Genomic DNA, 14,689 nt, shown 5'->3' with positions numbered 1-14,689 from the left:
CCGAATCCCAACTGGAGTATTGGCGTGAACAACAGCCCCCTTGTAGAGATCGATGCCCAGCGCCATCAGGTGCAAATCGATTTGATCTACGCCGGTGCAGACAACCTGGCAGGAAGAGTGATTTATCCAAATGCGCGTTGCCTGTTACATCACCAGGCTGCCGACTGTTTGTACAAGGCCAGTCAGCTCGCGCGTCAGGCCGGGTTTACCCTTCGCATCTATGACGCCTATCGGCCGCCATATGCTCAGTACCTGTTGTGGGACGCGCTGCCCAACAACGACTACGTGCGTGACCCGCATTTGGGCTCCCACCACAGCCGCGGCGTGGCGGTGGACCTGACCCTGGTCGGTGCTGATGGCGAGCCGTTGAATATGGGGACCGAATTCGACGCAATGGAAGAAAAATCCCACCAGTTCTATCCCGACTTGCCAGTAGACGTGCAACGCAATCGATTGCTGCTGGTGGGGATCATGCTCGCCGCCGGCTTCCAGGCGATTGCCACCGAGTGGTGGCATTACGAACTTCCGAATGCTGATGGCTACCCATTACTGGAGGTCGTTTAAATCACGGATTGATAGCCCTGCAACGCCGTGCAGCCCACGTTCAGTGCGGCTGATAACAAAATAACAAGACAGCGTTACTTACGTTTCACCTGCAACTGCCCGGTTATAGCTTTTATAAAAAACCTGACGTACTTCCCTCTATCGAATGATCAAGGAAACCGGCATGAACCCAATGAACACCGTGACCAGCAAAACCTTTCCCGGCGCTGGCAAGCTATTGCTGAGTGTTTTGTGCAGCGCACTGAGCCTCGGTGCCTGGCAGGCCGCGACAGCGGCTGTACCGCAAGACACCCTGGTCATCGGCAAACCCGCTGATCCCCAGACCCTCGACCCAGCCGTGACCTTTGATAACAACGACTGGACCATCACCTACCCGTCGTACCAACGGCTGGTCGGCTACAAGGTCGAAGGCGATAAAAGCAGTACTGAAGTTCAGGGCGACCTGGCCGAGAGCTGGACCGTTTCGGCGGACAATCTGGTCTGGGAATTCAAGCTCAAACCCGGCAACAAATTTGATGACGGCGCCCCAGTAGATGCTGCCGCGGTTAAGTTTTCCTTTGATCGCTTGATGACCCTCAAGCAAGGACCTTCCGGTGCATTTCCGGAGGACATGGTGGTCGCGGTTGTCGACCCGCAAACCATTCGGTTCACCCTGAAGACGCCTTTCGCGCCGTTCCTGTTTACCCTGGCCCACAATGGTGCTTCGATCATCAACCCCGATGTGGTCAATAAAAGCGCGGACGTCAATGCCTGGCTGTCGAGCCACACCGCTGGCTCCGGTCCCTTCCGCTTGAGCAACTGGCAAAAAGGCCAGTCGTTGACCATGGAGCCGAACACCTACTTCGCCGGTCCCAAACCTGCGCTTAAAACCGTGGTGATCAAGATCATCGGTGAGCCCTCCGTGCGTCGCCTGCAGTTGGAGAGGGGCGACCTGGACATCATCGAGGACATGCCCGAAGACCAGCTCGGCGTTCTGGCCAGCAAGCCGGGCGTCGCGGTGAAGGAGTTCCCGTCGCTACGGGTCACTTATCTCTACCTGAACAACAAAAAGGGTCCACTGACCAGCGTCGAAGCTCGTCGTGCGATCACCGAAGCGGTGGACTACAACGGCATCGTCAAAGGCATTCTCAGGGACAAGGCCAAGCTCATGAACGGACCGATCCCTGACGGCATGTGGGCTTATGACAGTTCGTTGCCGCCGATGAAGCAAGACATGGCAGCCGCCAAGGCCAGCCTCGCCAAAACACCGCAGAAAATCACCAACCTCAGCTACATGTACTCGGACAAGGATCCTAACTGGGAACCGATCGGCCTGACCCTGCAAGCAGCATTGGCGCCGCTGGGTATCAACCTCAAGCTGGAAAAGCTCGCCAACGCCACCCTGCGTGAGCGCGTTGGCCAGGCGGACTACGACATCGCGGTGGGCTCCTGGAGCCCGGACTTTGCGGATCCGTACATGTTCATGAACTTCTGGTTCGATTCCAAGATGCAGGGCCTGCAAGGCAACCGTTCGTTCTACAGCAACCCGCAGGTCGACCAGTTGATCCGAGAAGCGGCCGCTGATAGCGACACCGCGAAGCGCGTCGAGCTGTACCAGAGCGCGCAGAAAATGGTGCTCAAGGACAGCGTCTACGCCTACCTCTATCAGAAGAGCTACACCCTGCCGATGCGTGACTCGGTCAAGGGCTACGTGTTCAACCCGATGCTCGAACAGGTGTTCAACTTGGGCAGCATGAGCAAATAAACCGGCTCCTTCGCGCTGGCCATTCGTGGCTGGCGCGGCTTCTGATTATCGTCGCTGGTGTGACTGAGGTGCCAAAATGGCCTTCCTGACTTTGTTGCGCAAGCGCCTGCTCGGCCTGTTGCTGGTCGTGTTCGGCGTTTCGCTGATTACCTTTGCAATTTCGCATCTGATCCCGGGTGATCCTGCCCGATTGATCGCTGGCGACCGTGCCAGTGATGCGTTGGTGGCCGGCATACGGCATCAATTAGGATTGGATCTGCCGCTGTATCAACAATACGGTCGTTACTTGATGGACCTGGTGCAGGGAGACCTGGGAACCTCGATACGCACCAGCCGCCCGGTTCTGGAGGATTTGCAGACGTTCTTCCCGGCGACGCTGGAACTGGCACTGGTAGCGCTGGTGCTTGCAATCCTGGCCGGTGTGCCGCTTGGCGTGCTATCAGCGGTTTACCATAATCGGGCGATTGACCAGATCGCCCGTACCCTTGCAGTCACCGGCATTTCAACGCCGGCCTTTTGGCTAGGCCTGGGCGCAATCGTTCTGTTCTACGGTCATCTGGGTTGGTTGCCGGGAGGAGGGCGGCTGTCCGAAGGGCTTGCTCCGCCGCCGACAATCAGCGGTTTCTATCTGCTCGACTCGCTGCTTGCCGGTAATGGCAAGCTGTTTCTCGATGCCGTGGAGCATCTGATTCTCCCGGCGGCAACCCTGGGGTTCGTGACCTTGGGGGTCGTCGCACGACAGATTCGTTCAGCCATGCTCGATCAACTCGGCGAAGACTATATCCGCACCGCCCGCGCCTACGGCTTGTCCCGATGGACTGTGATCCTGCGCCATGCACTCCCTAACGCGCTCATTCCTTCGGTGACGGTACTCGGACTGACCCTTGGGGATTTGCTGTATGGCGCAGTGCTGACCGAAACGGTATTTGCCTGGCCCGGTATGGGCGCATATGTCGTCAAGTCGATCCAGTCGCTGGATTTCCCGGCGGTGATGGGCTTCGCCATTCTGGTTTCGTTCATTTATGTACTGCTGAACATGGCCATCGATATCGTTTACCGCGTGATCGACCCACGCATCGGCGAGGTGAGTTGAAATGTCCGCGACCCTGATAGCCAAGCGCCGCCCGCGCTGGAACGAAAAACTCGCCTATCTGACCTTCCGCATCCGCCGCAGCCCTCTTACCATGGCGGGGCTGGCGATCACTTTTATCGTCTTGCTGTGCATGATCTTCGCCCCTTGGCTCGCCAGTCACGACCCTAACGCACTGAACTTGGCCGAGCGCCTGGCACCGCCATCCAGCACCCATTGGTTCGGCACCGACGAAGTCGGCCGCGACTTGTTCAGCCGCGTGCTCTTCGGTAGCCAGCAGTCGGTGGGTGTCGGTCTGTTCGTGGCTTTTGCATCCTGCTTTATTGGCGGCTTGCTGGGGTGCTTTTCCGGGGTCATCGGTGGTCGTTTCGACGCGTTGATCATGCGTCTGATGGACATCATGCTGTCGGTGCCATCGCTGGTACTGATCATGGCCTTGGCAGCTGCGTTGGGCGCGAGCCTGTTCAACGCGATGCTGGCGATTACGCTTGTGCGAATTCCTTCCTATGTCCGGCTAGCCCGTGGCCAAGCCTTGAGCATCCGCGAAATGGGTTATGTCAAGGCCGCCCAAACCTTCGGGGCAGGGCGCTGGCACGTCGTGCACTGGCACGTGGCGCGTAATGCAATGCCGCCATTGCTGGTGCAACTGAGCCTGGATATCGGCAGCGCGATCCTCATGGCTTCGGCTCTGGGCTTCATCGGCCTGGGAGCGCAGCAGCCTACGGCGGAGTGGGGGGCGATGGTCGCCACCGGGCGCAACTACATTCTCGATAACTGGTGGTATTCGACCTTTCCAGGGCTGGCGATTCTGATCACGGCCACCGGGTTCAACTTGCTGGGCGATGGCGTACGCGATCTGCTCGACCCACGGCAACAGGGGAAATGACCATGCATGCGTCGAGTCCAGTATTGTCCATCGACAACCTGAGCCTGGAGTTCCCGGCTTACAAAAACAACGTCAAAGCCCTGAATGGCGTGTCGCTACACGTCAATCCCGGCGAAATCGTCGGCATCGTCGGCGAGTCCGGTTCGGGCAAGTCGGTCACGGCCATGCTCAGTATGCGATTGCTGCCCGAGCGCAGCTATCGCATCACGGCCGGCAGCCTGAGCATGCTCGGTCGCGACATGCTGGCAGCGCCTGAAAAGGAGTTACTGACGATTCGTGGACGCGATGCCGCGATGATTTTCCAGGAGCCGATGACTGCCTTGAACCCGACCCGGCGTATCGGTAGGCAAATGCTCGATGTGATCATTCATCACCAGAAGATCAGCGCCGCCCAAGCCCGTCTCAAGGCGATCGCACTGTTGCGCGACATGCACATAGCCAGTCCGGAACAAGTATTGGAGAGCTATCCTTTCGAACTGTCTGGCGGCATGCGTCAGCGGGTGATGATCGCCCTGGCGTTCTCCTGCGAACCTCAATTGCTGATCGCTGACGAGCCGACAACGGCCCTCGACGTGACCGTGCAACGCCAGGTGTTGTTGCTGTTACGAGAAAAAGCCAGGCAGCGGGGCACGGCTATCTTGCTCATCACTCATGACATGGCATTGGTTTCGCAGTTCTGCGACCGGGTGTACGTCATGTACACAGGGGCTGTGGTCGAGGATGGGCGCACGGCTGACGTCATGGGGAATCCGCAGCATCCCTATACGCAAGGGTTGCTCAGTGGTCTGCCGGAAATGGTCGAGCCAGGCCAGCCGCTACTGACCATTCCCGGTCAGGTGCCGAACCTGGCTTCTTTGCCCGTAGGTTGCACTTTCCAGGAGCGGTGTACGTACGCTATGCCGGTGTGTGCCAAACGTCCGAATCTCAACACTATCAACGGTAATGACCAACGTAAAAGCGCGTGCTGGTTACCGGTCAAGGAGCTTTCGTGATGAACAGTGCAGTCTTTCAACCCATCACCCAAATGGCACCCACGATTCTTCAGCTGAACGATGTTCACGTGCGTTTCCCCGTGAGTCATGACTGGTTGGGGCGGCCGCGCGGTTATGCCCACGCCCTGAACGGTATTGATCTTCAGGTGCGGGCAGGGGAGACCCTGGGTATTGTCGGCGAGTCAGGTTGCGGTAAGAGCACCTTGGCTCAATTGCTGATGGGCCTGGTGCCGCCCAGCAGCGGTGGACTGAACTGGGCCAATCGCAGCGGCGAGGGCAGTAGCAACGTTCAGATTGTTTTCCAGGATCCACAGTCTTCGCTTGATCCGCGCCTGCCTATCTGGAAAATCATTACCGAACCGTTATACGCCCGAGGCCATGCCAACCATGCGCAGATGCGCGATGTGGCCGCCAGGGTCGCGGCCCAAGTCGGCATCCGCCCGGAATATCTGGACCGTTTCGCGCACCAGTTTTCCGGGGGCCAGCGTCAGCGCATCGCCATTGCCCGGGCCCTTTCGTCAGACCCGGATATCATTGTCCTGGACGAACCCACATCGGCGCTGGATATCTCGGTTCAGGCGCAGATTCTCAACTTGCTGGCAGAGCTGCAAAGTGCCCGCAATCTGACGTACATCCTGATTTCTCACAACGTATCAGTGGTGCGTCATATAGCTAATCGGGTAGCGGTCATGTACTTGGGGCAAATCGTTGAACTGGGCAGCGCTGCTCAAGTGCTTGATGAGCCACGTCATCCCTATACTCGCTTATTGCTCGAAGCGGTACCACGACTGGGCGTGCCACTCCACGACGAGCAAGTTGCGGCACCTACCGAATTACCGGGGAACCGTCGACTACCCAGTGGCTGCTTCTTCCGCGAACGCTGCAATCTATGCACCGTTGGCTGCGAGAAGCCGCAGGCCTTGTTGGGCGATGAGCAGCAGTGTGTGCGATGTCATTTACAGGATTGAGTCACTGGTTTCGCCAATCCTCCCCACCTTAGAAACGGAAAGAGCCAAAAGACTGAGTAAGCGTTGGGGCAGGCAAGGCGAAAATGAACAAGGCCGCAAATGCGGCCTCATTCTGTGCTTATTCCTTACGCAACAGCACCCTGGTCACCCGACGCTCTTCGACCTCCATCACGGTCATGCTCCATCCTTGCCAACTGTGCATGTCTCCAATCATCGGCAAGCGATCCAGCAGGCTCATCACTAACCCAGCAAGCGTCTGGTAATCTTCCGTCGCTTTCGCCTGGAACCCGGTGTGTTCGCGGACCTGACTGAGATTCAGGGCACCGCTGACGAGGAAACCTCCATCCTGGGCGACAATATTCGGTCCTTCGATTTCACTGGCATCCGGCAGTTCGCCTGCAATGGATTGCAGGATGTCGGTCATAGTGAGAAGGCCGACGAAGTCACCGAACTCGTTCACCACGAACGCGATGTGGGTCGACTCCTTACGCATCTGCTCCAGTGCATTGAGGATCGTGAAACTGTCGAGCAGGTTGATGGCTTTGCGCGCCATGACTTCCAGATTCGGCTGATTGCCCGCCAGTATTTCCTTGAGCAATTCTTTCTTATGGACAAAGCCTAGCGGCTCATCCACGCGTCCTTCCCGGATCAATGGCAAGCGTGAGTACGAAGAATGCATCAGCGCCGTACGGAGTTCTTGAGCCGAATCTGCCAAGTCGAGGTGGTCGATTTGTGCACGAGGCGTCATCACGCTGCGAATCGGGCGCTCGGCCAATTGCAGCACACCACTGATCATGACCCGTTCGCGCCGATGGAAAACCTGCTCCGGCTGGTCGCCTTCCAGCAGGTCGGCGATTTCCTCACCGACCTCATCGGCCCCCAGCTTTTGACCGCCCAGCAGGCGCAACACCGCATGGGCGGTACGCTCGCGCATCGGCCGAAGACCTTGCAGGCTTTTCTTGCGACGGGAGCGCGCCAGCTGGTTGAACAATTCAATCAGGATCGAGAAACCAATCGCGGCGTACAAGTAACCTTTCGGAATGTGGAAACCCAGGCCCTCAGCCGTGAGACTGAAGCCGATCATCATCAAAAAGCCCAGGCACAGCATGATGACAGTAGGGTGGCCATTGACGAATTTTGTCAGCGGCTTGCTCGCGATCATCATCAAGCCGATAGAGAACATCACCGCGATCATCATGACCGACAGATGCTCCACCATACCCACGGCCGTGATCACCGCATCCAGGGAAAAGACCGCGTCCAGCACCACAATCTGCGCAACGATCGGCCAGAACATCGCATAGGCGGCATTGCCGGACCGTTGCGCCACGTGGCCCTCGAGTCGCTCATGCAATTCCATGGTTGCCTTGAACAACAGGAACACACCACCGAACAGCATGATCAAGTCCCGGCCCGAGAACGTCTTGCCGAAGACCTCGAACAGCGGGTTGGTCAACGTCACCATCCAGGAGATGCTGGCAAGCAGGCCAAGGCGCATCAGCAACGCCAGGGACAAGCCGATGATACGAGCGCGGTCGCGCTGCTCGGGCGGAAGTTTGTCAGCCAGGATGGCGATGAATACAAGGTTATCGATGCCGAGCACCAGCTCCAGCACGATCAAGGTCAGCAGGCCCAACCAGGCCGTGGGGTCCACGATCCATTCCATGGGTTATTCGCTCCCTCGGACGATCAATGCGAAGGAAGAAGGCTGCAACGAACGTAGGCAGAGCGCAGGAGTGCTGGAGTGAATTCTGTTCTTTGGAAAGCTACTGGGAGGTTCCTGGAGCGTGTTCATACAGACCTGGAAATAATTGGGGAAGAAATCCTACAACGGTTTCCAACGCTTCATACGAGACGATTTATTACAGGATCTGACAGGATGGCGATTGATCCCGCGCAGCGCGGGCGACGCGCATGGGCTTATGCCGAGCTGAGTGCTGCAGATTTCACACAGCGTCGTGGGCAGGTGATCCGTGAGCAAAACTGAACGTGAGACGATAAAGCACCCGTGCAAGATTTTGCCCTCGACATGAAAGGAGATTACTTCCGAGAGCTGCTGAGGCCAGGTGTTGCTGGCTTCAAATCTGCTGGATGACCCGGCTGAAATGGAAATATGATGTTACGTGTAATGTATATTATGTTAAACGGCATGTTTATACCTCCAAGATCCCCGTCAGCGCTGATGCCCATTGCCACTAACCCCTGGGTCGCTTTTCCACAAACCCCGCTCTCCCTTAAGTCGCCCTGTCACGAACCTCTATTTTCGCACCTGACGCTCTGAAGACTGGCTATACCCGGTACGCCTACTAAACGTAGATTCACCGCTTAAAGACTTCAGCGCGCGGGTTCGCCAATGGCGCGGCCGTTTATCCCGTTCACGATCTTTCCTCCCCACAGTCAATGTCGACCTGATCCCGAAACCTTCATTAGTACCTGGCACGCTGACCGCAAGCGTTCGATCGCTACCTTATTTACCTGAATATTGATGCCAGTCAGCCACGGCCATGGTCTCGAACCCTTAGCCTGGAAAGTCCTGGTCCAGATTTGAACGCATGCGCCCTCACCCATCCTGCGCTAAATCGTTTTTTCAAGGCTTCAGCCCGACCCGCAAGCGAGATTTCACGCCATGTAGACCGTGACCCTCACCAGAAAGCTGCTGCCACCATCGGATATATATCCGTGCTTACTCAGCTGTCGGGCGCAAAACCTATCTACGTTGACTGCGCTAATTACGCGCAGGCTGTCGGTATTTAACAAATGATATTGAAACCGCCCATATAGGGCTTGAGCACCTCTGGCACACGGTTAGATCCGTCCGCCAGTTGATGGTTTTCCGATACCGCGACCAAAGTGCGCTCCACTGTAAGCCCAGAACCATTCAGGTAAAAATAAACCCGGACAAGTCCGGGTTCATTTCACAGCCTAAAGGATCAATGCAGGATCTGGCTCAGGAACAGCTTGGTGCGGTCATTCTGCGGGTTATCGAAGAAGTCGTTCGGCGCGGCCTGTTCGACGATTTCGCCCTTGTCCATGAAGATCACGCGGTTGGCCACGGTGCGGGCAAAGCCCATCTCGTGGGTCACGCAGAGCATGGTCATACCGTCTTCGGCCAGGCCGATCATGGTGTCCAGAACCTCTTTCACCATTTCCGGGTCGAGTGCCGAAGTCGGCTCATCGAACAGCATGATTTTCGGCTTCATGCACAGGGCACGGGCGATGGCCACACGCTGCTGCTGACCGCCGGAAAGCTGGCCAGGGTACTTGTTCGCCTGCTCTGGAATGCGCACGCGCTCCAGGTAATGCATGGCGATTTCCTCGGCCTTGCGCTTGGGCATCTTGCGCACCCACATCGGCGCCAGGGTGCAGTTCTGCAGGATGGTCAGGTGCGGGAACAGGTTGAAGTGCTGGAACACCATGCCGACTTCGCGGCGGATCGCTTCGATCTGCTTGAGGTCGTTGGTCAGTTCCACACCGTCGACCACGATGCGACCCTGCTGGTGTTCTTCCAGGCGATTGAGGCAGCGGATGGTGGTCGACTTACCGGAGCCCGACGGGCCGCACAGCACGATACGCTCGCCCTGCTTGACGTTCAGGTTGATGTCTTTCAATACGTGGAACTGGCCGTACCACTTGTTCACGCCCTGCATCTGAATAATGCCTTCAGGGCTCACAGGCTGTTTGATCGCTTCACTCATGAGTCAACTCCTAACGCTTGTGGCCAGTGTCCAGCTTGCGTTCCAAATGCATGGAATAGCGGGACATACCAAAACAGAAAATCCAGAACACCAGGGCGGCGAACACATAGCCTTCGGTGGCCATGCCCAGCCATTTCGGGTCGGCGGCAGCTTGTTTCACGCTGTTGAGCAGGTCGAACAAGCCGATGATGATCACCAGGCTCGTATCCTTGAACAACGCAATGAAGGTGTTGACGATCCCCGGGATCACCATCTTCAAGGCTTGCGGCAGAATCACCAGGCCCATGCTGCGCCAGTAGCCCAGGCCCATCGCTGCGGCCGCTTCGTATTGGCCCTTGGGAATGGCTTGCAGGCCACCCCGCACCACTTCGGCAATGTAGGCCGACTGGAACAGGATCACCCCGATCAGCGCGCGCAACAACTTGTCGAAGTTCATGCCTTCGGGCAGGAACAGCGGCAGCATCACCGACGACATGAACAGCACCGTGATCAACGGCACGCCGCGCCAGAACTCGATGAAGGTCACGCAGACCACACGGATCGCCGGCATGTTCGAGCGGCGACCCAAGGCCAGGACGATGCCCAGCGGCAGAGCGCCGACGATACCGACGGTGGCGATTACCAGGGTCAGCATCAAGCCGCCCCATTGGCTGGTCGCCACGGCGTCCAGGCCGAACACGCCGCCGTGCAGCAGGCACCAGGCGATGATCGGGTACAGCACCAGGAAGCTCAGGCCGTAGATCGCCTTGCGCGGGAAGCGCGAGATGAACAACGGCGCCACACCGATGACCGCCAGCCACACGGTCAGGTCTACACGCCAGCGCAGGTCCGCTGGGTAGTAGCCGTACATGAACTGACCGAAACGCTGCTGGATGAACACCCAGCAAGCGCCTTCCTTGGTGCAGTCGGCGCGGGTGGTACCGACCCAGTTGGCATCGAGGATCGCCCAGTGCAACAGCGGTGGAACGATCAGGTAGATCAGATAGAACGCGAACAGCGTCAGCAGCGTGTTGATCCAGCTGGAGAACATGTTGGCGCGCATCCACGCCACCACGCCGATGCTGCTGCCCGGCGGGGGCATTTCAGGTTTGAAAGTATGAGTCGTCATGCGCGTTTCCTCACCGCTCGATCAGCGCAATGCGCTTGTTGTACCAGTTCATCAGCAAGGAAATGCTGATACTGATCGCCAGGTACACGCTCATGGTGATCGCAATCACCTCGATGGCCTGGCCGGTCTGGTTCAACACCGTACCGGCAAACAGCGAAACCATTTCCGGATAACCGATACCGGCTGCCAGGGACGAGTTTTTCGCCAGGTTCAGGTATTGGCTGGTCAACGGTGGAATGATCACTCGCAGGGCCTGCGGGATGATCACCTTGCGCAGGGTCGGGCCGTTGCGCAGCCCCAGGGAACGGGCCGCCTCGGTCTGGCCATGGCTGACCGACTTGATGCCCGAACGCACGATCTCGGCGATGAACGCCGCGGTGTACACGGTCAAGGCCAGGGTCAGAGCCAGCAGTTCCGGGATCAGTACCCAGCCACCGACGAAGTTGAAGCCTTGCAGCTTCGGCATTTCCCAATGCACCGGGGCACCAAACAGCAGCGCGCACAGGGCCGGGATCACCAGGAACAGCGCCAGGCCGACCCAGAACTTATGGAACGGCTCGCCGGTCGCTTCGAAACGCTTGTTGGCCCAGCGCGTCATCAGCACGATGGCAACGATGGCCAGCACCACGCTGATCACGAACGGCCAGAAGCCTTCGGCCACCAGCGCGGCAGGCATGTTCAAGCCCCGGCTGCTGACAAAGAAGGTGTCGCCGAAGTTATGGGCAGCACGCGGTCCCGGCATGCTCAGGAATACCGCAAAGTACCAGAACAGGATTTGCAACAGCGGCGGAATGTTACGGAAGACCTCGACATAAACAGTCGCCAGCTTGGAGATGATCCAGTTCTGCGACAGCCGCGCCACACCGATGATGAACCCGAGGATCGTCGCCAGGATTACACCGATGAAGGTTACTAGCAGCGTGTTCAACAAACCTATGACGAAAACACGCGCGTATGAGTCGACTTCCTTATAAGAAATCAGGTGCTGCGCGACCCCAAAGCCAGCACTGTTTTCAAGGAATGCAAAACCAGAAGTGATTCCGCGATGCACAAGGTTTGTGTACGTATTTTGGTAGAGAGTCCACCCCATCGTCACCACTGCAGCAACGATCAGGATCTGGAAGAGCAGCGCGCGCGTAACGGGATCATTAAATGACGCCAGGCGCTTTGAGCCATTGTTCATTTGCATATGTACACCGGCAGGACAGATAAGAAAACGCCCGGCCTACGACCGGGCGAAATAGACTTAGCGAACAGGTGCCGCGTACTGAATGCCGCCTTTGTTCCAGAGCGCGTTAAGCCCGCGCTTGATCTTCAGGTCACTGCCATCACCGAGGTTTCGCTCGAACGACTCTCCATAGTTACCTACTTGCTTGACGATCTGGAAAGCCCAGTCGTTCGGCAGATTCAAATCCTTACCCAAGGTACCCTCGCCTCCTAACAGCCGCGCAACATCAGGATTGTTGGTGCTTTGCTTTTGCTCGGCCACATTTTTGGAAGTGATACCCAACTCTTCAGCGTTGAGCATTGCATTTAATGTCCAGCGCACCACCGTAAACCACTCCTCATCACCGCGTCTTACGGCAGGAGTAAGCGGTTCTTTTGAGATGACTTCTGGTAGTACGACATAGTCATCAGGAGTCGCGAGTTTCAATCTCTGGCCATACAGCTGCGACTGATCAGACGTCAGCACATCGCAGCGACCAGCTTCGAGCGCCTTGAAGCTCTCGTCAGAAGTATCAAATGAGATAGGGGTAAATTTCTGTTTGTTCGCACGGAAGTAATCTGCGAGGTTCAGCTCGGTAACGGTCCCCGCCTGGATGCAAAACGTTGCGCCATTCAGCTCTTTGGCACTCTTCACCCCCAGTTTTTTATTGACCAAAAATCCTTGGCCATCGTAGTAGCTGACGCCTGTGAACAGAATGCCCAAGGAGCCGTCACGTGAGGACGTCCAGGTGGTACTGCGGGATAGCAGATCCACTTCGCCGGACTGTAGCGCCGTGAAGCGTTCTTTGGCGGTGAGCTGTGAGTATTTGACCTTGTTCGCATCACCGAAGACCGCCGCTGCGACCGCACGGCAAACGTCTACATCGAGACCGGCAAAGCTGCCCTTAGCATCAACAAATGAAAATCCTGGAAGTCCGTCACTGACCCCGCACTGCACAAAGCCTTTTTTCTTCACGTTATCCAGCGTCACGCCAGCACTGGCATTAGCGGACAATAAAGTCATCAGGGTGAGGCCGACCAGGCCACCGCAGACTTTGATCAGCTTGTTTTCTTTTTTCATTTTGATGCTCCAAAAATGGCACGAGTAAACCCAGGCCGCACGATGCCAACGCACCGAAATCGGACGGAATTCTGAACAGCGATGTGGAGGGCAGAAAACAAGATGGACGCCGTCAGGGCACCCGGTATGCGCAGTAAGCGCTTATGGAAAGTGGCATCGCAGGCCCTCTTTTTATTGTTTTAAAAAGGCCCCGGTGTGACGGGGCAAAACGCTTTCAAATACCGTAGCCCCTGAGCAAAGTCAGAAAAAGCGAATATTTTTTCAATATTACGTAAGTAAAACTAATGCTTCTGTCTGAAGCACAGACACACGAATGACGTTCGTGCGTCGAGACATTTGGCGCTTGGCGGGGATAGGGCTTGAGATACTGACCCTCTGAGAGGATCAGGTAGTTGGAAGATCAGCGAAAATCAGTTGTATGAGCATAAATACTTTGGATGAATGCTTGGAGCGCAGGGCTTTTCTTCTCTCCCTTGCGGAAGGCGACAGAAATCCTGCGTCGAATTTCGGGAACCAACCGACAGACCCGTGCATCTTGAAGGTCGAAGCTGGCCCGTAACTCGGGGAAGATTGCAATTGCGCAGCCTTCGCGGATCAAGGAGAGAGTGACTTCGAACCCCTTGCAGCGCGCAATGATGTTGGGTGTGAAGCCAGCGTTCTGACACGCATCAGTCAATACGCGAGTATAGGTACTGGAAGCCGTATCAATCACCCAGCGCTCGCCACTTAGGTCACCTAGCGTGACCTCCTCCATGTGTGCCAGCCGATGATTGGGAGACATCATCACATTAAAAACATCCTCAATCAGCGGGATGGTTTCGATGCCCGGATCAAGGAGGCCAGGTGGAATATTGAGGTCATCGATCAAAGCAACGTCCGTTTGCCAGCTTCTCAACGCATTCAACCCCTCCTCCGGCTCCATCTCGTCAAACTGCACTAGCAACTGAGGGTGTGTGGCGCTCAGCGCACGAATGGTCTTAGGGATAAAGGCCGCTGCCACCGAGGGAAAGGCCGCTACGCGAAGTTCACCTGCAACGACTTCCTTAAGCTCCGCCATGTCTGCGCGGGCCGACTCAAGTTCCGTAAAAATGCGGTTTGCCCGTTCAACCAGCGTACGACCAGCAATGGTCAGGTTAACCCCGCGTCCACGCCGTTCGACCAACTCGATTCCTACTTCCTGCTCCAAAAGAGAAATTTGCTGGGACACAGCAGATGGAGACACATGAAGGGCCTCCGCTACAGCCGCCATGGTTTTGCGAATGGACAACTCCCGCAACGCGCGCAATCTACCGATATCCATGAGCTTTTTCCCTCCGCCTAACAAGACCAATCAGTAAGAAATGCTAATGTAATAT

Annotated in this window: 12 protein-coding genes and 1 pseudogene; 6 read left to right on the top strand and 7 right to left on the bottom strand. The window is 56.8% G+C overall.

All coding sequences use genetic code 11. The features are described 5' to 3' along the window. Positions 1-24: 24 nt before the first annotated feature. From ddpX to SGN16_RS14690, 6 genes are all read left to right on the top strand, one after another. Positions 25-564 (top strand): D-alanyl-D-alanine dipeptidase, encoded by a 540-nt coding sequence (gene ddpX, locus SGN16_RS14715; protein WP_335945465.1) that lies wholly within the window; start codon positions 25-27, stop codon positions 562-564. A 163-nt stretch (positions 565-727) separates the two neighbouring features. Beyond that, on the top strand, positions 728-2,308 hold the full coding sequence (locus tag SGN16_RS14710; RefSeq protein WP_210638754.1) for an ABC transporter substrate-binding protein: 1,581 nt from the start codon (positions 728-730) through the stop codon (positions 2,306-2,308). 76 nt (positions 2,309-2,384) lie between these two features. After that, positions 2,385-3,401 carry an ABC transporter permease gene (locus SGN16_RS14705; RefSeq protein ID WP_210638753.1) on the top strand — a complete coding sequence of 339 codons (1,017 nt, stop codon included), beginning with the start codon at positions 2,385-2,387 and terminating at the stop codon, positions 3,399-3,401. A 1-nt stretch (position 3,402) separates the two neighbouring features. Next, positions 3,403-4,284, top strand: coding sequence for a D,D-dipeptide ABC transporter permease (gene ddpC / locus SGN16_RS14700; RefSeq protein WP_335945464.1), 882 nt, complete (start codon positions 3,403-3,405; stop codon positions 4,282-4,284). A 2-nt stretch (positions 4,285-4,286) separates the two neighbouring features. Continuing rightward, positions 4,287-5,276 (top strand): ABC transporter ATP-binding protein, encoded by a 990-nt coding sequence (locus SGN16_RS14695; protein ID WP_335945463.1) that lies wholly within the window; start codon positions 4,287-4,289, stop codon positions 5,274-5,276. After that, entirely contained in the window at positions 5,276-6,244 is a 969-nt protein-coding gene (locus SGN16_RS14690) for an oligopeptide/dipeptide ABC transporter ATP-binding protein (RefSeq protein ID WP_335945462.1), read from the top strand. The genes SGN16_RS14695 and SGN16_RS14690 overlap by 1 nt, the downstream gene beginning before the upstream one ends. 118 nt (positions 6,245-6,362) lie before the next feature. On the opposite strand, the gene SGN16_RS14685 is transcribed toward SGN16_RS14690, so the two are convergent. The 7 genes and pseudogenes from SGN16_RS14685 to SGN16_RS14655 all read right to left on the bottom strand — a co-directional run bounded on the left by SGN16_RS14685 (position 6,363) and on the right by SGN16_RS14655 (position 14,634). Continuing rightward, positions 6,363-7,910, bottom strand: coding sequence for a TerC family protein (locus tag SGN16_RS14685; RefSeq protein ID WP_335945461.1), 1,548 nt, complete (start codon positions 7,908-7,910; stop codon positions 6,363-6,365). Positions 7,911-8,994: 1,084 nt separating this feature from the next. Next, positions 8,995-9,126 (bottom strand): annotated as a pseudogene (locus SGN16_RS14680) (hypothetical protein); the annotation flags it as partial. A gap of 48 nt (positions 9,127-9,174) precedes the next feature. Further along, the gene (locus tag SGN16_RS14675) at positions 9,175-9,939 is read right to left on the bottom strand and encodes an amino acid ABC transporter ATP-binding protein (protein ID WP_003205299.1); all 765 of its coding nucleotides are present in this window, start codon (positions 9,937-9,939) and stop codon (positions 9,175-9,177) included. 10 nt (positions 9,940-9,949) lie between these two features. After that, positions 9,950-11,047, bottom strand: coding sequence for an amino acid ABC transporter permease (locus tag SGN16_RS14670; protein WP_339101648.1), 1,098 nt, complete (start codon positions 11,045-11,047; stop codon positions 9,950-9,952). 10 nt (positions 11,048-11,057) lie between these two features. After that, positions 11,058-12,236 carry an amino acid ABC transporter permease gene (locus SGN16_RS14665; protein ID WP_339101647.1) on the bottom strand — a complete coding sequence of 393 codons (1,179 nt, stop codon included), beginning with the start codon at positions 12,234-12,236 and terminating at the stop codon, positions 11,058-11,060. Between the two features lie 57 nt (positions 12,237-12,293). Then, entirely contained in the window at positions 12,294-13,277 is a 984-nt protein-coding gene (locus SGN16_RS14660) for an amino acid ABC transporter substrate-binding protein (protein ID WP_335944842.1), read from the bottom strand. Positions 13,278-13,734: 457 nt separating this feature from the next. Further along, positions 13,735-14,634 (bottom strand): LysR family transcriptional regulator, encoded by a 900-nt coding sequence (locus SGN16_RS14655; protein ID WP_335944837.1) that lies wholly within the window; start codon positions 14,632-14,634, stop codon positions 13,735-13,737. Positions 14,635-14,689 lie beyond the last annotated feature (55 nt).

It is taken from the genome of Pseudomonas sp. G166 (assembly GCF_037027455.2).
Lineage (GTDB): Bacteria > Pseudomonadota > Gammaproteobacteria > Pseudomonadales > Pseudomonadaceae > Aquipseudomonas.
This window is presented reverse-complemented; position numbering and strand designations above follow the sequence as displayed.